General features: G+C 61.9%; 23 protein-coding genes. 9 read left to right on the top strand and 14 right to left on the bottom strand.

Annotated elements, in window-relative coordinates:
* The 3 genes from AC2ETI_RS24215 to ggh form a co-directional block, all read right to left on the bottom strand.
* Window positions 1-3,432 (bottom strand): DUF7927 domain-containing protein (locus AC2ETI_RS24215; protein WP_483634493.1); only part of this gene is annotated, 3,432 nt, incomplete at its 3' end.
* Between the two features lie 980 nt (window positions 3,433-4,412).
* Window positions 4,413-5,108 (bottom strand): glycoside hydrolase family 25 protein, encoded by a 696-nt coding sequence (locus AC2ETI_RS24210; RefSeq protein WP_370334015.1) that lies wholly within the window; start codon window positions 5,106-5,108, stop codon window positions 4,413-4,415.
* 107 nt (window positions 5,109-5,215) lie between these two features.
* The gene (gene ggh, locus AC2ETI_RS24205) at window positions 5,216-6,553 is read right to left on the bottom strand and encodes a glucosylglycerate hydrolase (protein WP_019746148.1); all 1,338 of its coding nucleotides are present in this window, start codon (window positions 6,551-6,553) and stop codon (window positions 5,216-5,218) included.
* Window positions 6,554-6,663: 110 nt separating this feature from the next.
* Between ggh and AC2ETI_RS24200 the strand changes: the two genes are divergently transcribed.
* The 3 genes from AC2ETI_RS24200 (at window position 6,664) to AC2ETI_RS24190 (ending at window position 9,844) form a co-directional block, all read left to right on the top strand.
* On the top strand, window positions 6,664-7,362 hold the full coding sequence (locus AC2ETI_RS24200) for a haloacid dehalogenase type II (protein WP_317559023.1): 699 nt from the start codon (window positions 6,664-6,666) through the stop codon (window positions 7,360-7,362).
* 72 nt (window positions 7,363-7,434) lie between these two features.
* Entirely contained in the window at window positions 7,435-8,346 is a 912-nt protein-coding gene (locus AC2ETI_RS24195) for a cation efflux transmembrane domain-containing protein (protein ID WP_279219111.1), read from the top strand.
* A gap of 121 nt (window positions 8,347-8,467) precedes the next feature.
* On the top strand, window positions 8,468-9,844 hold the full coding sequence (locus AC2ETI_RS24190; RefSeq protein ID WP_483634492.1) for an HNH endonuclease signature motif containing protein: 1,377 nt from the start codon (window positions 8,468-8,470) through the stop codon (window positions 9,842-9,844).
* 9 nt (window positions 9,845-9,853) lie between these two features.
* Here the strand turns inward: AC2ETI_RS24190 and AC2ETI_RS24185 are convergent, their stop codons facing one another.
* Together AC2ETI_RS24185 and AC2ETI_RS24180 are read right to left on the bottom strand one after the other, a co-directional pair.
* Window positions 9,854-10,702 (bottom strand): hypothetical protein, encoded by an 849-nt coding sequence (locus tag AC2ETI_RS24185; RefSeq protein ID WP_256278429.1) that lies wholly within the window; start codon window positions 10,700-10,702, stop codon window positions 9,854-9,856.
* A 107-nt stretch (window positions 10,703-10,809) separates the two neighbouring features.
* Window positions 10,810-11,811, bottom strand: coding sequence for a PHP domain-containing protein (locus AC2ETI_RS24180; RefSeq protein WP_019746152.1), 1,002 nt, complete (start codon window positions 11,809-11,811; stop codon window positions 10,810-10,812).
* Window positions 11,812-11,871: 60 nt separating this feature from the next.
* Here AC2ETI_RS24180 and AC2ETI_RS24175 point away from each other — a divergent pair, with 60 nt between their 5' ends.
* Window positions 11,872-12,282: a TIGR03668 family PPOX class F420-dependent oxidoreductase gene (locus tag AC2ETI_RS24175; protein ID WP_029256780.1), complete on the top strand. Its 411-nt coding sequence runs from the start codon at window positions 11,872-11,874 to the stop codon at window positions 12,280-12,282.
* Window positions 12,283-12,426: 144 nt separating this feature from the next.
* Window positions 12,427-13,179: a cyclase family protein gene (locus tag AC2ETI_RS24170; protein ID WP_021332577.1), complete on the top strand. Its 753-nt coding sequence runs from the start codon at window positions 12,427-12,429 to the stop codon at window positions 13,177-13,179.
* Here the strand turns inward: AC2ETI_RS24170 and AC2ETI_RS24165 are convergent.
* The 4 genes from AC2ETI_RS24165 to AC2ETI_RS24150 all read right to left on the bottom strand — a co-directional run bounded on the left by AC2ETI_RS24165 (window position 13,176) and on the right by AC2ETI_RS24150 (window position 17,394).
* Window positions 13,176-14,708 carry a GGDEF domain-containing protein gene (locus AC2ETI_RS24165; protein ID WP_483634491.1) on the bottom strand — a complete coding sequence of 511 codons (1,533 nt, stop codon included), beginning with the start codon at window positions 14,706-14,708 and terminating at the stop codon, window positions 13,176-13,178. The genes AC2ETI_RS24170 and AC2ETI_RS24165 overlap by 4 nt on opposite strands.
* Window positions 14,709-14,857: 149 nt before the next feature.
* Window positions 14,858-15,736, bottom strand: coding sequence for a metal ABC transporter permease (locus AC2ETI_RS24160; protein WP_020909820.1), 879 nt, complete (start codon window positions 15,734-15,736; stop codon window positions 14,858-14,860).
* A gap of 3 nt (window positions 15,737-15,739) precedes the next feature.
* Complete coding sequence (locus AC2ETI_RS24155; protein ID WP_020909821.1) at window positions 15,740-16,471, bottom strand: metal ABC transporter ATP-binding protein; 732 nt, start codon at window positions 16,469-16,471, stop codon at window positions 15,740-15,742.
* The gene (locus tag AC2ETI_RS24150) at window positions 16,468-17,394 is read right to left on the bottom strand and encodes a metal ABC transporter substrate-binding protein (protein WP_019746158.1); all 927 of its coding nucleotides are present in this window, start codon (window positions 17,392-17,394) and stop codon (window positions 16,468-16,470) included. Before AC2ETI_RS24150 ends, AC2ETI_RS24155 begins: the two co-directional genes overlap by 4 nt.
* Before the next feature lie 77 nt (window positions 17,395-17,471).
* On the opposite strand from AC2ETI_RS24150, the gene AC2ETI_RS24145 reads away from it, so the two are divergent.
* The 4 genes from AC2ETI_RS24145 (at window position 17,472) to AC2ETI_RS24130 (ending at window position 20,890) form a co-directional block, all read left to right on the top strand.
* Window positions 17,472-18,149: an SDR family oxidoreductase gene (locus tag AC2ETI_RS24145; protein ID WP_483634490.1), complete on the top strand. Its 678-nt coding sequence runs from the start codon at window positions 17,472-17,474 to the stop codon at window positions 18,147-18,149.
* A gap of 139 nt (window positions 18,150-18,288) precedes the next feature.
* On the top strand, window positions 18,289-19,068 hold the full coding sequence (locus AC2ETI_RS24140; protein ID WP_151532122.1) for a TIGR04222 domain-containing membrane protein: 780 nt from the start codon (window positions 18,289-18,291) through the stop codon (window positions 19,066-19,068).
* Window positions 19,002-19,988 (top strand): TIGR04222 domain-containing membrane protein, encoded by a 987-nt coding sequence (locus AC2ETI_RS24135; RefSeq protein WP_483634489.1) that lies wholly within the window; start codon window positions 19,002-19,004, stop codon window positions 19,986-19,988. Before AC2ETI_RS24140 ends, AC2ETI_RS24135 begins: the two co-directional genes overlap by 67 nt.
* Window positions 19,985-20,890 (top strand): TIGR04222 domain-containing membrane protein, encoded by a 906-nt coding sequence (locus tag AC2ETI_RS24130; RefSeq protein WP_070796668.1) that lies wholly within the window; start codon window positions 19,985-19,987, stop codon window positions 20,888-20,890. Before AC2ETI_RS24135 ends, AC2ETI_RS24130 begins: the two co-directional genes overlap by 4 nt.
* Here the strand turns inward: AC2ETI_RS24130 and AC2ETI_RS24125 are convergent.
* From AC2ETI_RS24125 to pdhA, 5 genes are read right to left on the bottom strand one after another with little or no spacing between them, the layout of a single operon-like run.
* Window positions 20,822-21,925, bottom strand: a complete 1,104-nt coding sequence (locus tag AC2ETI_RS24125; protein WP_483634488.1) for a Glu/Leu/Phe/Val dehydrogenase family protein — start codon at window positions 21,923-21,925, stop codon at window positions 20,822-20,824. The genes AC2ETI_RS24130 and AC2ETI_RS24125 overlap by 69 nt on opposite strands.
* A 24-nt stretch (window positions 21,926-21,949) precedes the next feature.
* On the bottom strand, window positions 21,950-23,359 hold the full coding sequence (lpdA, locus tag AC2ETI_RS24120) for a dihydrolipoyl dehydrogenase (protein ID WP_195849627.1): 1,410 nt from the start codon (window positions 23,357-23,359) through the stop codon (window positions 21,950-21,952).
* 14 nt (window positions 23,360-23,373) lie between these two features.
* The gene (locus AC2ETI_RS24115; protein ID WP_153213427.1) at window positions 23,374-24,597 is read right to left on the bottom strand and encodes a dihydrolipoamide acetyltransferase family protein; all 1,224 of its coding nucleotides are present in this window, start codon (window positions 24,595-24,597) and stop codon (window positions 23,374-23,376) included.
* Complete coding sequence (locus AC2ETI_RS24110; protein ID WP_483634487.1) at window positions 24,594-25,598, bottom strand: alpha-ketoacid dehydrogenase subunit beta; 1,005 nt, start codon at window positions 25,596-25,598, stop codon at window positions 24,594-24,596. The genes AC2ETI_RS24115 and AC2ETI_RS24110 overlap by 4 nt, the downstream gene beginning before the upstream one ends.
* A gap of 2 nt (window positions 25,599-25,600) precedes the next feature.
* Window positions 25,601-26,728 carry a pyruvate dehydrogenase (acetyl-transferring) E1 component subunit alpha gene (pdhA, locus tag AC2ETI_RS24105; protein WP_097386605.1) on the bottom strand — a complete coding sequence of 376 codons (1,128 nt, stop codon included), beginning with the start codon at window positions 26,726-26,728 and terminating at the stop codon, window positions 25,601-25,603.
* Window positions 26,729-26,792 lie beyond the last annotated feature (64 nt).

The raw sequence follows: 26,792 nt of genomic DNA, 5'->3' as shown, positions 1-26,792 counted from the left end.
CGTGATCGTCTGACCAGCAGCAACATTGGTACCCGAGACCGGATCCGCAGTCTTCGCGACCGTGAACCCCGGAACCTGAACCGGATGCGTCGTGCACAGCTGCGTCGCCGGATCACACACCTCCGGAGGATCAACCGGCGGAGTCGTCCCCGGAACAACGAAGTTGTTCACGAACACCCCACCGACCACATCGGCATTGACCTTCACCGAATACGTCACCGTCTTCGTTTCGCCGGCCGCCAAGGTCCCCGTCACCGAGAAACCATCCGTGCCGACCATCGTCGCAGCCAACGGAGCATCAGCAGTCAAACCACTCAATGCACCCTTGTCCACAACCTGACGCAGATCGTCGAAGTACGCGACCTCACCCGCACCGTTACCGGTGTTCGTAAACGTGAGCGTGTACTTGATGTCCTGACCGGCAACAACATTCGAACCCGACACCGGATCAGAGGACTTCACCACAGCGATCTTCGGAGACACCACCGGGTGTTCGGTCGTCACCGGCGGAGGAGTGATCTCCGGACCGGTCGGCGGCTTCGCAGTACCGGTGACCTTGTTGTTGACCAGAACGCCGCCGGCAACACCGTCGTTGACCTTCACCTGGTAGGTCAGAACAACCGACTTACCCGCCTCGAGTGCACCCGTCCACGAGAGCGTGGCGCCCTCGAGGGTCGGAGCAGCACCGTCGACACCGTCGACCGTCGCCTTGAGCGAACCGTCCACCAACGCCGCGTTGTCGAGAACCTTCGACAGATCATCGGTCAACACCACCGGATCAAGGGTCGTGTTACCCGTGTTCGCACCCGTCACCGAGTACGTGATCGTCTGACCAGCAGCAACATTGGTACCCGAGACCGGATCCGCAGTCTTCGCGACCGTGAAACCCGGAACCAAGTGATTCGTCTCCACAGAAGGAGGAGTGATCTCCGGACCGGTCGGCGGCTTCGCAGTACCGGTGACCTTGTTGTTCAAGACTGTGCCCGCGGCAACGCCGTCGTTGACCTTCACCTCATAGGTGAGAACGACGGACTTACCGGCTTCGAGAAAACCAGTCCACGAAAGGGTGGTGCCCGACAGAGTCGGATCAGCAGCAGGAGCACCGTCGACGGTCGCCTTCAGCGAACCGGGAACGACAGCGGCGTTATTGAGAACCGCACCCAGATCATCGTTGATCTTTACCGGATCGAGCTTCGTCTTACCGGTGTTGGTTCCGGTGACGGTGTACTTGATCGACTCGCCGGCCTGAACCGTTGAACCGGAAATCGGATCAGCAGTCTTCTCCAGTTTGAAGCCGGGAACCGAGTGATTCGTCTCCACCGTAGGAGGAGTGATGTCCGGACCGGTGGGTGGCTTCGCAGTACCGGTGACCTTGTTGTTCAGAACCGTGCCCGCGGCAACGCCGGCATTGACCTTCACCTGGTAGGTCAGAACAACAGACTTACCAGCCTGGAGATTGGCGGACCACGACAAAATGCTGCCCGACAGGGGCGGAGTCGCGACAGCAGCACCGTCGACGGTCGCCTTCAGCGAGCCCGGAACGACAGCAGCATTGTTGAGAACCGCACTCAGATCGTCTTTGATCGTCGCGGGAGTTAGGGCCGTCTTGCCGGTGTTAGCACCGGTGACCGTGTACGTAATGGTATCGCCGGCCTGAACCGTCGAACCTGTCGCGGGCACAGCGGTCTTCGCGACCGTGAACCCGGGCATGGGATGCGTCGTGCAGAGATTGGTTGCAGGATCACATGTTGTGGGAGGAGTTGTTGTCCCCGGAACGAGGTAGTTGTTCAGGACTTTGTTACCACCGTCTTTGACCGTGACGGTGTAGGTGACTGTCCCTTTGCCGCCGGCTGGCAATTTGCCGCCGACTTTGATTTTGTCGGTGCCATTCAATGCAGCGGTGAGTCCGCCTGTAGCAGCACCGACCGCAACCGTTCCGTCATCAATGACGTCGGCAAGGAAGTCCGTGTAGTCGATCGTTGCCGGCGCAGTGCCGGGATTCTCGAAATTCAGAGTGTAGGTGATTGTTTGGCCGATATTGACCGTCTCACCGGTAGGTGGTGACGACGACTTCTTCACGAGAACCGGGGTATTGATGATCTTGCAGTACGCGTTGTCACCAGGTGCTAATGCTGTCTGCGCAACTCCACCAGCTTGAAGATTCTTGGCCACACCATTGACCTGGCAGTCCCACTTCGTCGCGTAGTTCGCGGTCTTGGTCGCCGAAGTAGTGGGCTTCTCCCAGAACGTGACGGGGGTAGGCGTCGTGTCAGCGAGGAGCATCCGCCAACCGGTGGACGCGGTGGTATCCGTAGCTCCGGTATCGGTGGTCTTGAGCACCTGTCCGCTCGCGGCATTTGCATCGGCGAAAGTACCGGTGCTTGTTCCGATGGTGAAGTCGTCGCCAGGACTGACTCGCGTAAGTTCCTTGTCGATCTTGACCCTCGGCAACAAGATGCCGAACGCAACACCCTGTCGGGACGTTGAATCCGTGGTGTTTCCGAAAGTGCCCGCGAAGGAAGTCGGCGCTGTCGCAGCCAGTACTACCGCTCCAGGTGAGTAATTCTTGCTGAAATCGTTGTCCCACCACGAGTCGCACCGAACCGAGTTCGTTCCCAACCCGGTCAGTCCATCGGCACCCCCGACCGTGCCGTTGCAGGCCCGAATCGGCGGCCATCCGGCAGTTCCGGGTATACCCATGGTGCGATCGATCTGACGGAAGCTCTTGTCCGACTGGAACGACAGGAATTCCTTGTTGTTTGCGGCAACAGGGTCCGTCGATTCGGCATCCGCCACAACAAGCCCGTAGTTGTTGACGGCTCCGTTGGGCCCATTCATCACGATATTGTCGAGCTTGACTGTTCCGCCGGACTGGACCCTCGTCGACCCGTTCATGTCCGGAACCGTTTGGTACAAAGCAGGCTTGACTGTGTTGGGAACACCCGTATACGCGACAGTGCCGAGCGACGAGAATTTCGCCTCGGCAGGCAAGGGACGCGCAGTGACGCCCGTATGCGGCTTTGTCGTGGATCCGTCGATCGAGTTGACCAGCTTGGCATTGAAGCTGATGGAGTAGATATCCGTCAGCTTGACCGTCATCGGCTGTCCAGCTGCTGAGGTTGCGGCAGCCTGGTTGAACGTCGACATATCGATCCAGCAGATGTTCTGCGAGAGATTGCCGGTGTTGGGCGCACTGAACGCACAGCCCGTGGGCGGTTGCTCGTCCGGCAGGACAGCAGCACGAGCCGGCGTCTGAGCCTGAACGGGACCGCCGAGCGTTGCGGCCGGCTGCGCTGACGCAGCTACTGCCGTCGCGCCGGAGAGGCCGAGAATCATCGCGATGGCGGTCCACACCACCGTCCACGCTCGCACCCGGGGCGGGAGCCCTGCGGTGAATAGGGCCGACCTTGTCGGCGGTATGTCGTTAGGCATTTCTTACTCCCCAGGATGTGCCTGATCGATGTTCGGTGGACGGAGATGCGAGAGCGCTGGCGCGAACTCCCGATTGATCGGTTGGTTCGGGTCGATCCGCCTGTTTTCGGCTGATCGACCTCACACCGGACGCTGTTGCCGGTCCTGTCATTCGAGCTCCTCTTCGGAAACACCTGCGTGTTGGAAGAGCCGCCCTGAACAGGACCTTGGCCCTCGAAATCCGTGCAAATCGAGAGCAACCTTCCAGTTATCTCGATCAAGATAACAGATAACCGGGAGCTTGCCCATCGAAAGTCAGACAAAGCAGACCGATCGACGTTTTTGTTCGTAGATCGGACAAGCTTCGAGGAGCAGCGTTGTTCAAGCGGACAATTCAGCCCTCGGAGTACGGCACCGCTCCGAACGCGATGGCATTCGGCGTTTCCGCTGACCAGATCGGGTGACGACCAACTTCGAGGGCGACAAGGAATCTGGACAAATGCCCAATATGGATAAGGCCTGTTGGATGCGCCACAGCGCCTCGAACCATGAGCGGAAACTCCGTACTGAATGGAGGCCGATCACCCGTGCGAGCACGTCGAAATTTTTCGAATTGATCCAGACCACACCCGGCGACGGCTGCCGGTAACGAAGTACTCCGGGGCTCCGATAATTGGATTGCGAGGTGCCATCTTCGACCGAAACCGAGCGGGCGCCTTCGAGCCAGACCCAACTTCAAGTCCGTTTTGTAGCTTTTCAATTGGAGCGGTCCTGCTCATTTTCTGCCATAGCTATCTTCTGATCCTGCTCAGCTAGTCGAAAGTTCAGCGACTGTGGCTACCACTCGGCAGAATTCTCGTAACTGGCGAGCAACAACCGGACTAACCGGCCAAGATTCGCAAGAGTGCCAAAAAGGGCCCTTCCGCGTTCCTCGAGACAAATGCCTCGAGGGCGAAAGGGCCCGAACCGGGCACCACGGAGCCAAGGGCCCCCGCCGCAAACTAGCTGCTGCCGAACCCCACACTGTTGGCGTAGCGATCGAAATCGCCCTGCGCTCCGCTGTAGACGTTGATATCAGTGTTTCCGGTGATCCCGGGGATGCGTCCGGTGCTGGTGTACTGCCAGAAGGTCCAGTTGGACCAACCGCCGGGCAGCGGGCCCGGAGCGTTCTGCCCGTTGTAATCGGCGATCCACAGCGGGTAGTGGTTGAACTCGGTGGTGTTGGCCATCTGAGTGCGCCAGAAGTTGGGATACGTGTAAATGATTGGCTGCCGCCCGGTAAGTGCCTGGACTGTATTCAGGTAGCGATGAGTCCAGTCGATGACCTGACCGGCGGGCAGTCCCTTCGCGTCCTCGAGATCCAGAACGGGCGGCAGGTCACCAGGTCCGTTGATACCCAGGACGATCGCCGAATAGAAGGCGGCCTGGGCTTCGGGGGACTGGCGAACATCTGCGTAGTGGTAGGCCCCGCGCGAGACGCCGGCAGCCCGCATGACCAGGCAATCCTGGATGAAGTACGGATTGACGTAGTTGAGCGACTCGGTGGCCTTGACCATCGCGAACTCGTGCCCTGACGCCTTGACCTGGAACCAGTCGATTCCGGTTCCGTCCACGTGCTGCCACGACGAGACGTCCGGGCCGCGGGGAGCGTCGGCAGCGGCGAGGCCAGGTGCCGTGATCGCGATGGCGGCTGCCATCGCGATCGGGGTGAGCTTGCCCAGTGTCCTGACGATCCGTCGCTCGACCATTTCCCGAGAGTAAGGTCGACTAGTCCGTTTTGTCCGCTAATTCAGGGAATGTTCACTCAACCGAGCCAATCGAGAACAGCCGCCGCGGTCCACGACTGTTGCATGCTACCCAGCGGCTCACCGGTGAAAGGCTCGTAGTATTCGGCAAAACTGCCGTCACTGGCCTGCCGCAACCCCTCCGAACGCAAGACGTGTGATCGCTCGGCCCACCCCCGACGCGCGAACGCCCACGAGAACAACCACGTGATCACCGGCCACACCGGGCCGCGCCAATACTCCCGAGGACGGAAATCGCCGGAAACCGGAGACGTCGACGGTGGGACGGCAAATCGCATGTCCGGGTGGCCACAGAATTTGGGCCCCTCGAAAGTGCGCAACAGAGCGCGCTCGGCATCGCGGCTCAGGCCGCCACACAGCAACGGCGCAAACATCGCGATGGTCTCGGTATGAACCCATCGTCCGGTGCGAAGATCGAAATCCTTTGCTGCACCCGATCGTTCATCGGTGGTGGCAATTACGCCCTGCCGGAATCGATCTGCCCAACCGCGCAGATCACGGACGTCGGAGTTTGGTCGCGAATGCTCCTCACCGATAGTTGCCAAAACGTCACATGCCATCGAGAAAACCGCACTGACAAACACGTCCTCCACGGCAAAACTCATGGCAGTGGCGAGTTGAGAATCCTCGTACCTCACGGCCTTCATCTCTTCGAGAAGCCAAAGGTAGCGGTCGTATTCGTGATCCGTGGGTCGCTGAGACAAGTCGGTCACCACAGCGAGATCAGCGCGCTGATACGCAGGCACTTGTCCCGCAACAACATTCGCGTACGCCAGATCCCATCGCGGAGAATTGTCCATTCCCGATTCCCACCCGTGATAGAGCGCGATGCGGCCGTTGCCGTCGAGATCGCGGGCCTCCGCCAACCAGCGGTGCCACCGAACCAGATCGCTCCAGCGCCGGTCGAGGAACTCTTCCGCGACCGCACGCGTCGTACGTCCGTGCCGACGCGAATGATCGAGAATCCGCTGCACCGCAATCGCGTGAACGGGGGGTTGAGTGATTCCCGATGTAGCTGTACCCAAAGGAGCATGCGCTGCCAACGCATTGACATCCCAACGCGTCGGGCCGGGGAAGTAGCCGTCGACACCGTTCGCGAACACGATGTGCGGAATCATTCCGTTCTTCCACTGAGCCGAAAGCAAGGTATCGAGCTCTACTACCGCCCGTTCGACGCTGAGCGGCGCCAAACCTACCGCGACGAACGCGGCGTCCCAGCTCCACATGTGGGGATACAGCTTCGGGGCAGCGCTGGTCATCGTGCCCAGGTCGTTTCCGCGCAGCAGGTAGGCAGCTCGGGCGGCGAGCTGAGTCGGGGTAAATCCGCGGTCGGCCATAGATGTCTATTTTGCGACGCGCGGCGCCTTTGCGCTCATCGAGCACGAATCGGGCGCCGTAACCGCGATAATGTGGCAACACCGTCAGGCGATCTCGAAGTGGAGGGCTTGTGCGCGAGAAGATCAAAGCACTGCTGTTCGACGTCCAGGGCACAGCGACCGATTTTCACAACACCCTGTGCCGAGAGGCCCGTCGGATCACCGACGCCGACGTCGACTGGCCAAGATTCGTCAATCTCTGGCGCGCTGAGTACTTCGCGAACACCTCCGAGGCCGACGACTCCACAGGCGAATGGGTGACAGTACATTCGGTGTACCGCGAGGCTCTGCGCAAGCTGTTGGCCCGCGAGAGCATCGAACTTTCCGATGCCGAACAGGAAGAACTCACCACCGCCTGGAAATTCCTGGACCCGTGGCCGGACGCCGTCGCCGGCCTGACAACCCTGCGCCAGCAGTACACAATCGCTGCCTTGTCCAACGCCGATGTGAATGCCGCAGTCAGCATCTCCCGGCACGGAAATCTGCCATGGCATGCCGTCTTCACCGCCGAAATGGCCGGTGTCTTCAAACCAGATCCGAAGATCTACCACCTGGCTGCTCGATACCTCGGGTTCGACCCGGCCGAGATCATGATGGTTGCCAGCCACAAATATGACATCCGGGCGGCCAAAGCTCTCGGGTTCCGCACAGCCTTCATAGCCCGACCACTCGAATTCGGAGCCAGGGGCAATCCCGATGTGTCATTCTCCGACGAGTTCGACATCAACGCCGAGGACTTTCTTGATCTGGCAGCACAATTGGTCCACTGATGCCGTGCCTGCGCGTCGTTGCTGGTATTCCTACGTGAAGGAATATCGAAACGGACAGGCGGTTTGGATTTCATGGGCACCAAGGAAGACAGCGCTACCCGCGAACGCAAGGCCCTGCGGTACTCCCTCGTGGTCGCAACGGCGTTGGCTGTGCTCGCCGCATTCTGGGGCTGGATCTCGCAGTCCCAGGTGATCCTGCTCGACGGTGTGTACTCCCTCATCGGAATGGTGTTGACGGCGCTGTCGCTGCGGGTCTCGCGGATAGCCGACTCGGGCCCCACCGCACGCTTCCCCTTCGGTAAGGAGGCATTGATCCCGGTAGTCATCGCTGTCCAGGGCATGGCGCTACTGGCGACGCTCGCCTACGCCGCAGTCGAGGCAGTTCGTGTCATCCTCGCGGGCGGGGCCGACGTCACCGCGGGGTCGCTGGTGGCATACGGCGCTGTCAGCGCAGTGGTGTCGATCATCATCTGGCGCTACGTCGGACAAGTCGACCGCACATCTGATCTGCTCGTCGCCGAAGCCAGGCAATGGGGAGCGTCTGCTGCCTTCAGCGCGCTGGTCGCAGTCGGTGCTGTCGTCGCAATGATCCTGGGCCGCACCGATTTCTCCGACGCCGACCGATATGTCGACTCCGTCTTGGTCCTCCTCGGCTGCGCGATGTTGGTCCCGCAACCGTACGCACTTCTGCGAACCGCACTGATCGAACTCCTCGAAGGTGCTCCCGGCGAAAACGTTCAGGCCCGCGTGCACGAAGCCATCACCGCCGTCCGCGACGAATTCGGTTTGGACGAACCGACTCTCACCATGAGCAAGGTGGGTCGCAAGCTGTATATCGAAGCGACGTTCATGGTCGCGCCACACAGCTGGGACATCGACGGTGAAGACGCAGTACGACGCTCGTTCGCCACCAGCCTCGCCGATCTCCCCTACGAACCATGGCTGAACATCGAATTGACCACAGATCCGGCGCTGATGCTCTAGAGGCGGAATCTCCTCTCGAACAACAGAATCGCGACGGCAGGCTCAGCCTCACCTTCTCCCAAAAAACCCCTTGACTCGAAAGTTTGTTCGAGTACGATGGGTGTTGGAACGGGGGGTTCTCATGACGATCGACATCATCGGCGACGCTGTCACTGCGGTGGTCAACAGCTCCGCTGTGGGTGTGCGCGGACGATTGTGGCGGCTGCACCCCAGCGACGTCCGCGAGATCGCCATCACCGCGTCAGCGGAAATCCTTCGCCTGGAAGCCATTCGAGTGGCCGCCGTCGACACCCTGACGTTGAACCCGGACGAACAAGTACTCTGCTACCGCGGCACCGGACAATGGCTCGCGAACCACACCATGCTGCAAATCTCCACCGGCAGAAGAATCGCAACCCTGGGAAAAGCGCTACGGTCATTCCCCGAGATCGAAGACCAATTCGACTCCGGCGACCTCACTTTCGAGCACGCAGCACTGATCGTGGCGTTCTGCGAATCCCCACCCAAAACAATGCCCGACGCTGCGCTACCGTACTGCCGCGACACACTCCTCGCCGCAGCATCCGGCGTCGAAGCGACCACCGTCAAACTGCGCTACGCCATCAGCGTCCTCGAGCACATGTTCGAATCCGACGACATACCACCAAGCGAAGACACCGATCGCAACGAACTGCGCATCTCCCCGACCCTCAACGGAAGAGTTTCCGTCCGAGGTGATTTCGACGGAGTGACCGGCGAGATGCTTCTCTCCGCCCTCTCCAGCCTCTCCATGCCCACCCCCGCCAAGGACGGCACACCCGACAAACGACCCGCTGCCACACGCAACGCAGACGCCATGGCAGAACTCATCCGGCGCTACCTCGACAACGCTGCCACCGGTATCGACGGCGGCCAACGCCCACACCTGAACGTGCACATCAACGCCAAAGACCTGGTCTACCACCGTGAATGCGCCTCCACCGCAGGCGACTCAACAGGCCGCACCACGACTACCGACCCGTCCGACCGTGACGACCTCGACACCCTGGACCTTGACATGCCGGATCTCGACAAACAAGATCTCGATGTCGGCCACATGCCCTGGATGGGACCACTGAGCGTCGGCCGCACCCGCATGATCGCCTGCGACTGCATGCTCGGCGCCGTCCTCCTCGACGAAAACGGTGCCCCACTCGACGTCACCCCACTCAAAAGGCTTGTCACCGCGGCACAACGCACCGCCCTGATCGCCCGCGACAAAGGATGCGCCTTCCCCGGCTGCGACTGCGTCCCTGCCTGGACCGACGCCCACCACATCAAACACTGGGCAAAAGGAGGACCAACCGTCATGGACAACCTGGTCCTGCTCTGCCGAACCCACCACACCCTGATGCACCGAAAACCCGGATTCACCGGACAATGGGAAATCCAGGTAGGCGCTGATCACCTGCCCTGGTTCATCCCACCGCCAGGCATCGACCCCGACCAGAAACCCCGTCGCTCCACCACGCGGATCTGAACCCGGAGGTCACCGAGCAAACGCCTCGGTGACCCATTCCGGCGTGCTTCGATAGCCGGAAAGGGCGGCACGGCGACATCCATCCAACTCCACGCTCACAGGAGTACCGCCCGAACCGTCCACCCGTAGGAGGGTTGATGATGCTGTCGCTGTCGCGATCTGATCACAAGGCGGAGCTATAGGAGCATCGGCTATGGCGGCAACCACGTCTCGACTCTCCGCTTCGGTCAGGCGAATAACGTCCACGGCTGTCTGAGATTCATGCCGGCACACGGATAGTCCTGCAACATCAGCGACAGGCGTAGCCAGCTCATTGTCGAGCGGGTCATAGACTTCGCCTCTCTCGAACTGCTCGCGCGCCTTGTCGACTTCTCTGGCATCTGTCCGGTCGAATTGAAGGGCAGACGAGCGATCGCAATTCGCCATCGTCGGAGAAAGACTCAACGAAGTTCGGACACGTTCGACTTCATGCAGAGATCGAAGCGAATCGAGAGGCCCGACTTGAAAGCCGCACGGACTCGACGGCCAGGCCGGAAACATCACTTGTCCGGCACTATTGACCATCCACAGTTTGACGGGAACCAGTTCGCTTGTGACACAACTCGCAACGACATTGTCGGGAAAGCGTTTGGAGTCGACACGATATGCATCCTTGACGGCGGCTACGTCACCTTCGAGTCGAACCATGTCGACGGTCAGCGCTCCGGAGGCGTCTTCGCCGACTTCGCAACGAAATACTGCCACTGGATCGAAATCAGATGGAGGATACCCTGTTTCGTGTTTCGGACGCGAATACAGATCGACACCGAACAGGCCCCATGCGACTTCAATTCCGAGACAGTCGGCAGTCTCGAACACCCGAGCCTCAGGAGGTGTGAAGTACACCGAATCTCGCCAGAAGGGAGCCGAACAAGCGGTGGCCAGGCAAAGCGACGCCACCAACAGCAGCGCGCGTGCCGAGACCGTCAATTGCCCGCCCACTCCAGAAGATTTTCGGCGGTCCAGGTATTGATCACCCGATCCGCTTCGACGCCGCACTTTTCGGCCCGGTCACAGCCGTAGCCCTGCCAAGCCAGCTGACCGGGGGCATGGGCGTCTGTATCGATGGAGAAGAGACAATCGAGATCGCGGGCCAACTCGATCAAACGCGAAGGCGGGTCACGACGCTCCGGTCGGGAGTTGATCTCGACGGCGGTCCCTGATTCTCGGCAGGCCTCGAACACTTTCTCCGCATCGAACTGCGACTCGGGCCGGGTTCCGCGAGCACCCTCGACAAGGCGCCCGGTGCAATGCCCGAGAATATCGACACGCGGATTTCGCACTGCAGCAAGCATTCTGCGGGTCATCGCCTCGCGTTCGGACCGCAGCTTCGAGTGCACGCTCGCCACCACGATGTCGAGTTCGTCGAGTAGATCGGGATCCTGATCGAGTGAACCGTCCTCGAGGATGTCCACCTCGATTCCCGTGAGGATGCGAAAGGGAGCCAGTTCGGCATTCAAACCGGCTATCACGTCGAGTTGAGAACGTAGGCGCTCCGCGGACAGCCCGTTGGCAACAGTGAGGCGAGGCGAATGATCGGTGAGGGCGCAGTAGTCGTGGCCGAGTGCTGCTGCGCGTCGCATCATCTCTTCGATGGGGCTTCCGCCGTCGGACCAGTCGGAGTGTGTGTGGAGATCGCCGCGCAGCGCTTGGCGCAATGGGCCGTCTCCGATGGGCTCGGCCTGCCCCCGCAGTTCCTCGAGATACTCGGGGACGCCGTCGTACGACTGGGCGATGATCATTGCCGTCTTGGGCCCGATGCCGGTGAGAGCCTTCCAACTGTCGGCCTTCCGGCGAGACTCCTTCTGCTCGTCGGACAATCCAGCAAAGACCTCCGCAGCTCGGCGATAGGCCTTGACGCGGTGCGTTTCAGCGCGTGATCGTTCGAGCCAGTAGGCGATCTCCCGAAGCGCTTCATCCGGTTCCATGAGACCACTGTTCCGTCAGCAGCGGCTCGCGGCAAGCCTTGATCCCCTTACGCTGTGAATATGGACGACCCGAGAGCACGATTCGAAGCCGCGCGGGTGGCTCACCTGGCAACGGCAGATGCGGCCGGCGTTCCGCACATCGTGCCGCTGGTATTCGTTTTGGTCGGCGACACCGTCTATTCCTGCGTCGACCACAAACCGAAGACCACCACCGCACTTCGCAGGCTCCGGAACATCACCGAGACGGGGCGTGCGAGCCTGCTCGTCGATCATTACGACGACAACTGGTCCGCGCTCTGGTGGGTCCGCGTCGACGGACGCGCGGAGGTCCTCGGCCCCGGCACCAAGGAGTCCGAGAACGCAATCGACGCTTTGGCCGCAAAGTATCCGCAGTACGTAGATCACCGACCGCACGGACAGGTGATAGCCGTCCGCGATGTGGATTGGTCGTCATGGTCCGCCGCAGCCTAAGGTTCTGTCCTAGTGTTCAAGGAGCGAAAGTGATTGCAACACTCTCAATTCGGGCAAATCGGCGGGGGATCGATGAAACGACGACAGTTACTTCAGCGCGCAGCCACAGGCCTGGCGCTGGTAGCGGGACCTCAGGTGATCGACATGGGTAGCAGTTCCGGAAGCAGCCAAGACGCAACAACCCCGTTGGATGAGCTGTTGCAAGTCGTTTCGCTCTCCCACGTGAACGACCCCGCGACCACGCCGATTTTTCCCGGCGATCCCGCGTTCACTCTCGACACAGCGGCAACCATCGCAGACGACGGCTACTACCTCCAGTACGTCAAGGAGGGTGAACACACGGGCACACATTGGGGCGCACCCGCGCACTTTCAGGAAGGTGGACTCACAGCCGACCAACTCGATCCGGCCGACCTCTTCCTTCCCGCAGTGAAGATCGACATCCGGGACAAGGCTGCCGCCGATTCGGACTATGCGCTCACGGTCGCGGACCTTCAGGAGTGGGAAACGCGCAACGGCAAGATCCCCGATGGAGCGGCCGTAGTTCTCTGGACCGGTTGGGAATCGCGCTGGGGTAGCGAAGAATATGCCAACGCCGATGCCGAGGGTGTCACCCACCAACCCGGATTCTCGGTGGACGCGGCGCAGTGGCTGATAGACACCGGACGCTTGGGCACCCGCGGAGCATTGGGAACCGACACCTTCGGTCCCGACCTCGGAAACGACGAGACCTACCCCGTCTCGACGCTCCTGTACGACAAGCATCGAATCAGTCTGGAGAACTTGAACAATCTTGCCGCCCTGCCAACCACCGGGGCGAGCATCCTTGTCGGTGGTGCGATCAACAAGGCCGGATCGGGTTCACCGGCAACGATCTTCGCACTCTTACGGCGCTAGTCTTCGCGGCGATCGCAGTAGACGACAACGGCGCCCTTCCCGCTTCTCTTCGCCTCGTACATCGCCGCATCGGCTCGGCGGAGAAGAGCGTGTGCACTCAGCGGCTCGTCGGCTAACTCGAACTGCGCGACACCAACGCTCGCACCCACCGACACCGATGTGTCTGCAGTCTGATCAGAACTGAGCGCGTCGACGATCCGGCGGGCTACGACGACGGCGTCGTCGATCGGGCCCTGCAGAAGCACCGTGAATTCGTCGCCGCCGAATCGAGCGACAAATGCACTCTCGGGAACCGCTTCACGCAGACGCGCCGTGAGGGCAACCAGCAACCGGTCACCGGCCGGGTGCCCGTAACGATCGTTGACCTGTTTGAAGTCGTCCAGATCGACAAGCATCAGCACCCAATCGGAGTTCGTGAGGCGGTAGTTCTCGATGGCGCTCGCGAAGTGTTCGTCGAATGCGGCCCGGTTGGCGAGCTCGGTGAGTGGGTCGTGATGCGCTCGGTACCGGAGCTCGTCCTGCGCAGCGGAGATCTGTTGGAGGAGCGCGTCGTTCTCGAGGAGCGTGAGTATCTGGCGCACCAGCGCGAGAACCAGCACGCCGACGCCGAGTATCACGACCACGGCATCGAGGTTGCCGACGATCAGTGCCTGAACAGTCACGATCGTCGCGATCACCGCGATCAACAGATACGGCAGCAGCAACTGAGTCCGATCACTTCGCCACTGCTGTGGCGCGTCGCGGTTCCGAGGCTCGGTTCGCTTCGTCAGCGCCGCCAAGGCGATCAAAGGCGGCCCCGCGATGAACCCGGCATCGGCGATGGTCGGCATACTCTCGGCGCCGATCGCGACCAAGTACGCGTACAAACTGTCCGAAAGGGAGAGCATCACCAACCCGCACCCGAGGAACGTCAGCGGTTCGCGGATCTCGGCAACGGCCTTCGGCCCGATGACCATCAGCAAGACCATCGCGATCAGAACGAAGTCGGTGATCGGATACATCACCGCGACAAGAAACCCGAGAGATCCCGCCGGACCGGTATGAACGACGGCGCCCAGGGCGGTCGTCCACGTGAGGATGAACAATCCACCGACAACGACAAGACCGTCGAGCGTCAGCACGAGCCAGAGATGGATCGGGCCGATCGCCTCACGCCGGGGAGACTCACGTACCAGCGACAGAAGCGCCGGTACGGCAAACACCGGGAACATGAAGAAACCGATGTCCGCGATCGACGGCGACGGAAGTGGTACGTGGAGAACCGAGCGGTAGAACGCCCAGAAGAACATTCCGAGGGTCCAGCCGGCCATACCGAGAGCCATCAGAGTTCGCCAACGACGCTCGACTCCGTGATGGCGCCGCGACGTCCACCAACAGACCACAGTCGCAGTGGCGCCGCCGACGAGCTGGGCGACATCGTCCACCAGAACCGAGGTTCGTGGGCTGAGCAGCCCGGATCCGGCGAGGACGATGACCGCAACAACGACGCCGAGAACCAGCCACGTGCGTCGTGCTCGGAACTGCGTCATCGAAGGGCCCATCGGTGTTCAAGGCGTCACCACCGATTGTCTTTCAGCCGGCATCGTTGCGGCCGGAATGTTTGTGGTGACGAATGCCCGTACGAACCTACCCGATTTGGTAGCGGATTGTTAACTGGACGAACGATCAAGACTGCCCGTCAAGCCACGGCGCTGTATTCCGCTCGTGTCCTACGCCGCTGCGAAGTCCATTTCGCAATGACCCCCTGCGACGGGCTGAACAGGTACACCAGGGCGAACACGATGCCCTGCGTCATCACAACCATGCCCCCGGAAGCTGTGTCGAGGTAGTAGCTGACGTAGATACCCGTAATCGCACAGATTGCGGAAACCACCGGAGCTATCACCAGCATCCGCGAGAACTTGTCAGTGAGAAGGTAGGCCGTCGCGCCGGGGATGATCAGCATCGCCACCACCAGCACGACCCCGACGGCTTGCAGCGCCACAACGGACGTGAGTGCGAGGACGCCGAGTAGCAGCGCTCCGAGACGCTTGGGCGAAAGACCTATCGCGTTGGCATGGATCGGGTCGAAGGCAAACAACGTCAGATCGCGACGCTTGATCAACAGAATGCTCAACGCCAACGCGCCGAGTATCGCGACCTGCAGAAGATCGGACGAGCTCACCCCCAGCAGGTTGCCGAAAATGATGTGGTTGAGATCGGTCTGGCTGGGGGTCACCGAGATGAGAACCAAACCGAACGCAAAGAGAGTCGTGAAGACGATACCGATCGCGGCGTCTTCCTTGACGCGGCTGGTGTTACGGATCAGTCCGATCAGTGCGACGGCGATCAGCCCGAAGATCAAGGCCCCGATGGCAAATGGAGCGCCGACGACGTAGGCGAGGACAACACCGGGCAGGACAGCGTGCGAGACGGCATCGCCCATCAGTGACCACCCGATGAGCACCAACCAACAACTGAGCACCGCGCAGACAACCGCCGCCACAACCGCAACGGCCAACGCGCGCACCATGAATCCGTACTGGAGAGGATCAAGTAGCAGTTCAACGAGGTTCATCGATCAGGTCCTGTCCATCACGTCGAGACCGAAAGCCAGGGCGAGGTTTTCCGGTTGAAGCACGGTGTCCGGGTCGGCGTGCACCAGGACCTTGCGCATGAGCAGTACCGCCTCGTCGCAGAGTTTCGGCACGGCGTGGAGGTCGTGAGTCGAGACCAAGATCGATCGGCCGTCGGAAGCCAACTCTCGTAGCAGCGTCGAAATCGTTGCCTCGGAACGCTTGTCGACGCCGGCAAAAGGCTCGTCCAGCAACAGTATCGACGCGTCCTGTGCGATACCGCGTGCGACGAAGGCGCGCTTCTTCTGACCACCCGAGAGCTGACCGATCTGACGATCCGCAAATTCGGTGAGTTCTACTCGCTCGAGGGCCTCTGCCACCGCCTCGCGATCTGCACGCCGCGGACGTCGCAAGAACCCGAGGTGGCCGTACCTGCCCATCATCACGACGTCATGGACACTGATCGGGAAGGTCCAGTCGACGTCTTCACTCTGCGGCACGTATCCGACGCGGCCGCTCTTGCGCGCAGCGGCTGCGTCGAGACCGGCGATTCTCACAGAGCCGTTGTCCGGCTTGATCATTCCCATGATCACCTTGAACAAGGTCGACTTTCCTGAACCGTTCATACCGATCAATCCGCAGACGCTTCCGGAATTCAACGTCAGATCGACATGGTCCAGTGCGTGGACCTCGCCGTAGTGAACGCTGACGTTTTCGACGCGAATGGCTTCGTTCATGATTTACCGCCGGTCAGACCGCCGAGGATGACGTCGGTGTCGTGGCGAATCATGTCCAGGTAGGTGGGCACGGGACCGTCGGCTTCGGACAGCGAGTCGACGTACAGCGTCCCACCGAATTTCGCACCGGTCGCCCCGACAACCTGCTGCATGGGGGCATCCGAGACCGTCGACTCGCAGAAGACAGCGGGAACGGAATTGGCCCGGACGAAGTCGATCGCGGCGATGATCTGCTGCGGCGTCGCCTGCTGCTCGGCATTGACCGGCCAGATGTAGGCCTCGCTGAGTCCCGCGTCCCTGGCCAGATAGGAGAACGCACCCTCGCAACTGACGAGTGCGCGCTGACCTGCGGGCAATGCCGCCAGCCCACTGACCAGGCCGTCCTGCACTGCTTGCAGTTCCGCCTTGTACTTCGCGCCGTTCTCCGCAAATGCCGAGGCGTTGTCCGGGTCGAGGTCACTGAAAGCAGTCACCATGTTGTCGACGTAGATCTGCGTATTCAACGGAGACATCCACGCATGCGGATTGGGCTTGCCCGCATACGCGTCACCGGCGATCGGAATGCCTTCGACACCGTCGCTGACCACGACGTGTGGCACGTCCAGACCGTTGACGAATTTCGCGAACCACGCCTCGAGGTTCATGCCGTTGTCGAGGATCAGATCGGCTTCGCTCGCCCGCCGAATGTCTCCGGGCGTCGGCTCGTAGCCGTGAATTTCCGCCCCCGCCTTGGTGATCGACTCGACGCGAAGGTGATCGCCGGCAACGTTCTGGGCGATGTCCGACAGCACGGTGAACGTGGTGAGCACCACCGGGCGGTCGTCGTCGGAGCCGGAATTCACCGCAGAACAGCTGGAGAGAAGCAGGGCGGCGAGGGCGGCAATTCCCAGGCGGCGGAAGTTCTTCGCGTCGCGAGTCGTCATGGTCGAACTCTAATATGTGGGTAAACAAATACACAAGTTCGTATAGCCGAACAATTCACACTCGATAGGCTCGGACCATGCGTCCTACTGCCTTGATCACCGGTTCCAGTCGCGGCCTCGGAGCTGCCATCGCACGCGAACTGGCGCCGACACACGACCTGCTGCTCGGTGCACGATCCGCGCAGGCCCTCGAGCCGATCTGCGCGGAACTACCCGGATCGACGCCTCTACCCCTCGACCTCACGGACTACGCCGCCGTCGCGGTCGCTGCCTCGTCCATCACGACGCTAGACGTGCTGGTACACAACGCCGGCGTGGCCGACATCGGAACCATCGAGGAATCCTCGGTCGATCAGTGGCGACACACCCTCGAGGCAAACGTCATCGCCGTCGCCGAACTCACTCGTGTCCTCCTTCCTGCCCTCAGGGCAGCCGGTGGCCACGTCGTACTGATCAATTCGGGTGCCGGACTGCGCGCCAACGCCGGCTGGGGCCCGTACGCGGCCAGCAAGTTCGCCCTGCGCGCGTTCGGAGACGCCCTGCGCCTGGAAGAGCCGTCCTTGCGGGTCACCTCCATTCACCCCGGTCGGATCGACACCGATATGCAGCGCGACATCGTCGCCGGCGAGGGCGACGAGTACGACCCGGAGCGCTTCCTGAAGGCCTCCACTGTGGCGCGTGCCGTACTCACTGCCGTCGAAACACCGTCCGACGCACACCCCACGGAGATCGTGCTTCGACCTACCGGCCGGTAAATCCCCAGTTCGCCGGTAACGGAATGATGACGATGGCCACCCGGATATCGCTTTTCCGGGTACTGGCCCGATACTGACATCAGTTGTCGGACAAAGAGACTGGACTGGTTCTCAGGAGTTCATCGAGAGGTGGTGTGCGATGCATGATCATACGAATACGTGGGGAATTTCCACCGAGGCTTTCCTCGGGTGGTACGTCGCCGCTGCCACCGGAGCGATGGTGATCGCACTTGTGATCAGAGGCGTCGCCATGCGCAAGCCCACACCTGCATTGCGCACACTCACACCACCGGAGATGGGAGTACTGACCAGCGACGAGCGTGCGGTACGCGCTGCCGTGGCAGAACTCGAGAGTGCTGCACATTCTGCCGGCCAGGGTCAGCATGACCGCTTCACCCGCATCGTCCGCCAGCGGATCGACGACGCCGGTGGAACTGCCGTGCCCTCCCGGCTCGTGCCGACACTTCCGCTGCCGCTGTTGGAGCTTCGTAGCGACCTGGTGCAGGCCGGCTACCTGAACGGCAATCGTGAACACACTTTGACGCGATTGTCCGTGGTACCGGTCGTTGTCGTCGCCGTGGTCGGCACGATCAGGACCGGATTCACTGTCGTGAACGAGAACCCGGTGGGATACCTTCCGCTCGTGGTCGTCTGCCTCGCCCTGATTGTCGTAACCCTTCTCCGCCTGAGCCGACGCACTCGTTTCGGCCAGGTCGAATTGAGTCGCTTGAAGGACGAATACTCCTACCTCACACCGAATTTCCAACCGTCGTTTGCTACCTACGGGGCGACGTCGGCGGGTATTGCCGCGGCACTCTTCGGTCCGGGTCGCGACGGCGGTTGGGCACCCGGATGCGGCGGCGGGTCTTCACCGTCCAGTTGCTCGACCTTCTCGAGCACCGTGAGCTGTGGGGGGTGAGTGCGGTGAACAACTACTACTCAGCCGACACGTGGGGGATCCCCAGCCAGACTTTCCTTCAGTGGTACCTGGTGGCGGCTGCCGTCGCGATCGGACTCTCGCTGTACAGCCGAATGGCTGCGCGCCGGTCGCCCGTGGTCGTCGACTCGGTCCGTCGGCCGCTCACTCCTCCCGAGATCGGCGCCTTGACCAGTGACTACCAGGCCGTTCTGGCGTCGATGGCTATTCTGCGCAGCGCCGAACTGATCAGCACCGAAGGAAAGACCAAGCTGGCACTCACTGCGGAGGACAAGAGTCGTCTCGACTGGTTCACCCGTACCGTGCACAAGCGACTCGGCAACGGAAAGGTCCCGCTGCGGCAGGTGCGTCTGATGGGACGGCTGAACGTCGCACTCGCACAACTACGTACGACGCTGATCGACGAGGGATACTTGCAACGCCCGCAGGACGGGCTGACTGCTGCCTTTCGGACCGTTCCGATCCTGGCGGTAATTGGTCTCGGCGTAGTCCGTCTCGTCGCCGGCATCGCCGGCGGTAAGCCGGTCGGGTTTCTGCTCCTCACCATCATCGTTCTCGCGCTGATGATTCCACTTCTCCGCATCAAGCGTCGTCGGACAGCTTTGGGCGACAGCGAGCTTCGACGCCTCAAGCACGAAAACTCGTACCTCTCACCGAAACTGCGGCCCGCGTACACGAGCTACGGTCCCTCGCTCGCCGGGCTCTCGGCGGCGCTCTTCGGTTCGGGAGCTCTGGTTCTGATCGATCCCGCGCTGGCGGGAGCAGTGGCTGCGGGCGCCGCGTACAGCCCGGGTGGCGGGGGTTCGAGCTACTACAGTTGTGGCTCCTCATCCGGATCGTCCGGCTCGGACGGCGGTGGCGGCAGCGGTAGCAGTTGCGGCGGCGGGGGGTGTGGGGGATGAGCACGCATGCAGCCGACACGTGGGGGATCCCCAGCGAGGATTTCCTCTACGGCTACATAGCCGTATCGGCCACGCTCATGGTTCTCACTCTGGGGTGGCGTCTGATGATCCGGGCACGCCGGCACGGGTACTCAACCGAGCACGGGTATTCCGCCGAGCAACTGACGCCTCCGGAAGTCGGAATGCTCACCGGCGAGTCACGCGCCATCGCAGCATCGTTGGCAATCCTGCGTAGCGCTGATCTGATCACCACCGACGGCGCTGTCCTGCGCCCGTTGGGCCCTGGCGACGAAACCCTGGACTGGTACACCCTCACCGTGTACCAGCGCCTGGCCCAGCAGGCTCTACCCCATCGTCGGCGGCAACTCGCCGAGCGCATGACGGTGGAAACAGCTCGCCTACGAAACTCTTTGGCGGACCGGGGATACCTGACCTCCGACAGCACCAGGCGTTTAATCTTTCTCTCCACAGTTCCGTTGAAGATCCTGGTGGCCGTGGGTATCGTCCGCGTTGCTTTCGGACTGCACAACGACAAGCCCGTCGAGTTTCTGATTCTCGCCGTACTCGTCACCGGGTTCAGCATCCCGCTGCTCGGGCTCAACTTCGATCGCACCACCTCGGGCAGTGCGGCACGTTCGGAACTGACCACGGCACACGCCTACCTGTCCCCGCGCAACAAGCCTGCCTTCTCTGCCTACGGACCACGCTTGGCGGGGATGTCCGCCGCTCTCTTCGCCGGTTCGGCGATGCTGATGATCAATCCCGCCTTGGCCTCCGCCGCCGGAATCGGTGCCGACGGCAGCGGAAGTAGCGGGGGTTCGGACGGTGGCGGTTCAGACGGGGGAGGCGGCAGCTGCAGCGGGGGTGGCGGATGTGGCGGCGGTGGTGGATGCGGGGGATAGCCGCGTCCGGGCGAGCAGAAGCGCTGCGGCCTCGGTAGTGATGCCACGTTCCTCGCTCAACGAATACACCTCGTCCAGAGTTCGACCGATCCCTCGGGTTCGTTCGACGACATCGTCTTCGTTCCACCCCAGGACTTCTCGCCCCACCAGGTGAAAGGCTCCGCCTGCGTTCGCGACGAAATCAGGGGCACAGAGAACCCCGCGGCTCCGCAGAACCTCGCCCGCAGCGGCATCGGTCAAGATGTTGTTTGCTGCGCCCGCCACGGCCAGAGTCGGAATCGACGCAGCAGCAGCGGAATCGATGATGCCTCCCATCGCACAGGGAGCAAAGAGGTCACACGACGTTCGAAGTACCTCGTCCGCAGGAACGATCGTGTGCCCCGCAAGAGAAGCCGCCTCGAGGCGCTGCGGGTCCGTATCGGCAACAAGCAGGCGTGCCCCAGCCTGCGCCGCGAGACGCACAACATCCCCGCCGACGGCGCCGAGCCCCTGAACCAGCACCTTTCGGCCGTCGAGTGTTCCGAGTCCACGACGACGCGCCGTGGCCTTCATCGCTTCGAACACGCCCAGAGCCGTGGCGTGCGCGCTGGAACCGGCGCCACCATTGTCGACCGAACGCCCGAAGACGTACTTGGTGGTGCGACTGAGCTGATCCATGTCGGAAGAGTTGGTGTTGACGTCAGGACCGGTCCAGTAGTTTCCCTCGAGCTTGTCGATGTTCTCCGCGTGAATGTCGAGGATACGAGACCAAGTCGCCGAGTCGATCCGATTGCGCGGTGCGGGCAGTGCTATCACCGACTTCCCGCCACCCATCGGCAGGTCGGAGACAGCCATCTTCAAAGTCATTGCGCCGGACAGCTTCCCGGCGTCCGCCAGCGCGTGACCGATCGAGGGGTAATGCGCCGCCCGCGTGCCACCCGACGCCGGTCCCAGACGGGTGGAGTCGATTCGGATCACAAAGGTCGTGTCGGTCTCCCGATCATGTCGGGTGACGGTCAGTTCACCGTCCCAGCGCAGTTCGTCGTCGATGCTCATTGCAGATCCTCTTCTGGTCATGGTTCAGCGGTGCGCGTGCAGTGGTGTTCCCGCGAGTGCGAGCATGGCCTCGCCCAACGCCTCGTTCTGGCTGGGGTGCGCGTGGATGAAACGCCCCACTTCATCGGGAAGTGCTTCCCAGGCGACGGCCAACTGCGCCTCACCGATCAGTTCACCAACCCGGTCGCCTACCAGGTGGACGCCGACGACGGGACCTCTGGTTCCGCTGCGAATCACTTTGATTCCCCCGGTGGTTCGCAGGATCTGACTCTTGCCGTTACCCGACAGGTCGTAGACGACGGTGGAGACGTCACCGTACTGCTTGCGCGCCGCCTCTTCGCCGAGTCCGACTGATGCAACTTCGGGATGTGAGTACGTCACGCGAGGAATCAAGTGTTCGGCGACCGGTATCGGATCCTTCCCGGCGATCTGTTCAGCCACAAAGATCCCTTGTTGGAAACCTCGGTGCGCCAACGCAAGACCGGGCACGATGTCGCCGACCGCGTACACACCGTCCACGGACGTACGGAGGCGTTCGTCGGTAACGACAAAACCCTTGTCGAGGCTGATTCCGTTTTCTTCGAAACCGTTACCGCCCGTGCGGGGTCCGCGGCCGACGGCGACCAACAGTAGTTCGGTATCGGATATCGTTCCGTCGCCTAGTTCGACGCGGACCGAATCGGCTGCTTCTTTCGCGGAAACGATCTTTGTGTCTGTCTTACAGACGATTCCGCGTTTCCGGTAAGCCCGCTCCAGCTGCTTCGACGACCACGGGTCCTCCGCGGCGATCAGTCGCGGGAGTGCCTCGACGATCGTGACTTCGGCGCCGAACGAGCGCCAGAGGCTCGCGAACTCGACGCCGATGACACCGCCACCGAGCACTGTCGCGCTGGTGGGCACCCGGTCGAGTTCGAGCGCCTGGTCACTGGTGAGGATCCGGCGGCCGAGTTCGATGCCGGGCAGTTCCCGCGGATACGATCCGGTGGCCAGTACGAGTGATGTTCCGGTATAGCGGGTTCCGTCGACGTCGATGCTTCGCCCACCGACGTACGTTCCGTATCCGTTGACGATAGTGATCTTGTGTTGCGCCAACAAACCTTGCAGACCGCTGTACAGCCGCTCGACTGTCCCGTTTTTGTAGTCGTGCACCTGCGCGATGTCGATGCCGTCAAAAGATGCTCGGACTCCGAATTGCTCACTGGTGCGTGCCGAGTCGGCGACCTCGGCGGAATGCAGCAGCGCCTTGGTCGGGATGCATCCGCGGTGCAGGCACGTTCCGCCGACCTTGTCCGCCTCGATCAGCGTGACCGACAATCCGAGTTGGGCGGCGCGGATGGCGCAGGCATAGCCGCCCGATCCTCCACCGAGGATCACGACATCAATGTGCTGTTCTGCAGTTGTCATCGGAGCCTTGGTCATCGGAGGCTTGGTCATCGGAGGCTTGGTCATCAGAGCCTTCCCAGGACGCGGATCGGGTTCTCGATGTAGTCACCGAACAGCCTCAGGAATCCACCGGCTTCGCCTCCGTCACAGACGCGGTGGTCGAAGCTCAACGAGATCTGAGTGACCTTACGGACGGTCAACTCGCCGTTCACCACCCACGGCTTGTCGATGATGCGTCCGATGCCGAGTATCGCCGCCTCGGGGTGGTTGATGATCGGAGTCGATCCGTCGACCCCGAATACCCCGTAGTTGTTGAGCGTGAAGGTGCCGCCGGTCAGGCGGGCGGGTTCGAGTTTGCCGTCGCGCGCAAGGTCGGTGGTCACCCGAAGTGCTTGTGCGAGTTCGACAGTGCTCAGGGTATCGGCATTGCGAATGACCGGCACCATCAATCCCTTCGGTGTCTGTGCGGCGATTCCCAGGTGGATGCGGGCGTGTCGAACGATCTCGCCTCGAGCAGTATCGACCGACGAGTTCAGTTCGGGGTACTGCGCCAACGCCGCGGTGGTCAGTCGAGCCAGCAGCGCCATCAGGCTGATCTTGTCGGAATCGGGCAGTGACTTGTTGATCTCGGCTCGCGCCGCCAACAGTTCGGTGGCGTCGACGTCGACCCAGGTTGTCGCGTCAGGGATCTCACGGCGGCTGGTGGACAGCTTGTCGGCCACCACCTTGCGAAGCCCCTTGATCGGGATGCGTTGGTCGCTCACGTGCGACGTTTCCGTCTCCGGGCCGGTGTTCGACCCGGCCTCGACGTCAGCGCGCGTTATCACCCCGCCGGCACCGGATCCGGAGAGCAAGGAGAGGTCGATATCGTTGTCAAAGGCCAGTTTACGAACGATTGGTGAGATCACGCGTACCGCCGAAGGAGTCCGACGTCGGCGTCTCGGTGCATCCTCGCTGGTGCCGTAGCCGATCAGGACATTGCCCGAACCCGCGCGTTCCTCTTCACGGTAACGCTCGTGGTTGGCCGAAACGACCGCGTCGACACTCTCGCCACCACTCACAGTGATCAACGGCGTGCCCACCTTCAAGGTGTCGCCGTCCTTGCCATGTAATTCGACGACGGTCCCGGCGAACGGGATAGGCACGTCCACAGCAGCTTTCGCGGTCTCGACCTCGACGACGATCTGATCGATGGTGACCACGTCGCCGACCTTGACGTGCCACTCCGCAATATCGGCCTCGGCCAGACCTTCACCCAGGTCGGGGAGCATGAATACCTGATTGCTCATGCCGTCACCGCCCAACGGGTGTCCGGGGCGTCGTTCCACTGCAGACGGTCGACGGCGTCCAGGACACGGTCGACGCTGGGCAGGTGGCGACGCTCGAGCTTCGGCGCGGGGTAGGGGATGTCGAATCCGCTGACCCTGAGCACCGGAGCGTGGAGATGGTGGAAGCATCGCTCCTGCACGCGAGCAGCAATTTCCGCACCAACACCGGCAAAGCCCTGCGCTTCCTGGATGACGATGCAGCGTCCGGTCTTTCGCACCGACGCGGTGACCGTCTCGTCGTCGAACGGCACTATCGAGCGGATGTCGATCACCTCGATGTCGCGGCCCTCGGCCGCAGCGGCCTCGGCGGACTTCAGTGCAACCTCCACGGACGGGCCGTAGGCAATGAGCGTCGCGTCACGACCGGGGCGCCGGACGACGGCGCGCCCGATCGGCTCACGTGCGGTCAGTTCGACATCGGCTCGCGAGAAGTACAGCTTCTTGGGTTCGAGGAAGATCACCGGGTCGGGGTCCTCGATCGCCGAACGTAGCAGTGAGTAAGCATCTTCCACCGTGGACGGCGCCACGACCTTCAGGCCGGGCGTGTGTGCGTAGTAGCCCTCGCTGGAATCACAGTGATGCTCCACCCCGCCGATACCGCCGGCAAAAGGAACACGGATGACTATCGGAATCGACAGTGCACCCTTGGTGCGGTTGCGGATCTTTGCGACGTGCGAGGCGATCTGCTCGAATGCCGGATAGGCAAACGCGTCGAACTGCATTTCCACGACCGGACGAAAACCAGCCATGGCCATGCCGATTGCGAATCCGATGATGCCGGACTCGGCGAGGGGAGTGTCGAAGCATCGGTCGTCGCCGAAGTCGCGGGTGAGGCCGTCGGTGACGCGGAAAACGCCGCCCAGGGTGCCGACGTCCTCACCGAAGACGACAACGTTGTCGTCCGCAGCCAGAGAGTCACGTAGCGCGGTGTTGAGGGCCTGAGCCATCGTGAGCATGGGCATGGTCAGTGTCCCCCTGTGTCAGCGGCTTCGGCAGCAAGTTCGGTTTCGAGTTGGGCTTGTTGCTCACGCAATTGCGGTGTCTGCTCGGCGAAGACATACCGGAACAGATCGAGCGGATCGTGCGGGCGGTCGACGTTCATGCCGGCGCGCAGTGTGGCGGCCTCGGTTTCTGCCTCTGCGGTCAGTGATTCCACGAACGCGTCGTCGATCAGATCGTGTGCGCGCAGATACTTTTCGAGACGCGGCAACGGATCTCGCCCGAGCCAGCTTTCCACCTCGGCGCTGTCGCGGTAGCGGGTGGCGTCGTCGGCGTTGGTGTGTGCGTCGATGCGATAGGTGTGTGCCTCGACGATCACCGGTCCGTTTCCGCTGCGGACGAAGCGCGCCGCCTCGTCCATGACGGCCATCATCGCAACAGGATCGTTGCCGTCGACCTGCTCGCTGCCGATCCCGTAGCCGACGCCCTTGTGCGCCAACGTCGGTGCTGCGCTTTGACGTGACAACGGGACGCTGATCGCAAATCCGTTGTTCTGCACCAGAAAGACGACCGGCGCCTTGAAGACGGCGGCGAAGTTCAGCGCTTCGTGGAAATCACCCTCACTGGTGGCCCCGTCGCCGCAGAGCGCCAGCGCGACGGTGTTCAGGCCCCGTCGGGACTCCCCGTAGGCCACCCCCGCTGCATGCAGCAATTGCGTTGCCAGCGGAGTGCACTGCGGCGCACTGCGCAGCGCTACCGGGTCGTACCCGCAGTGCCAGTCGCCGGCAAGCATGCTCAGAATCTGCACCGGATCGACACCCCGAGCAGCCAACGCCATCGAATCCCGATAGGTGGGGAAGAGCCAGTCACTCGGCTCCAGACTCATCGCTGCCGCGATCTGGCATGCCTCCTGCCCTCGCGAGGACGGATACACGGCCAAGCGCCCCTGTTTGGTCAGCGCCGTCGCCTGCTGGTCGAAGCGTCTGCCCAGGAACATCTTTCGATACATCTCGATCAGGCGATCGTCGCTCGGTTTTGCGTAGCGGGCCTCGCTGCGCGTCAGTTCTCCAGCAGGGTCGAGGTACTGCACCGCGGAATCGGCCGGCAGGAACTTTTGATACCGCAGTTCCCCCAAGGGCTCGACAAGAGTCACTTCTACCTCCAGAAGACGTTGTGTCCATCAGTATTCGCACTTCGGCGACGTAATGGCAGAAGGC

Source organism: Rhodococcus sp. MurmanLake-1 (assembly GCF_056945715.1).
Note: the sequence above shows the minus strand (reverse complement) of the source record. Positions and strands in the feature narration are given on the sequence as shown.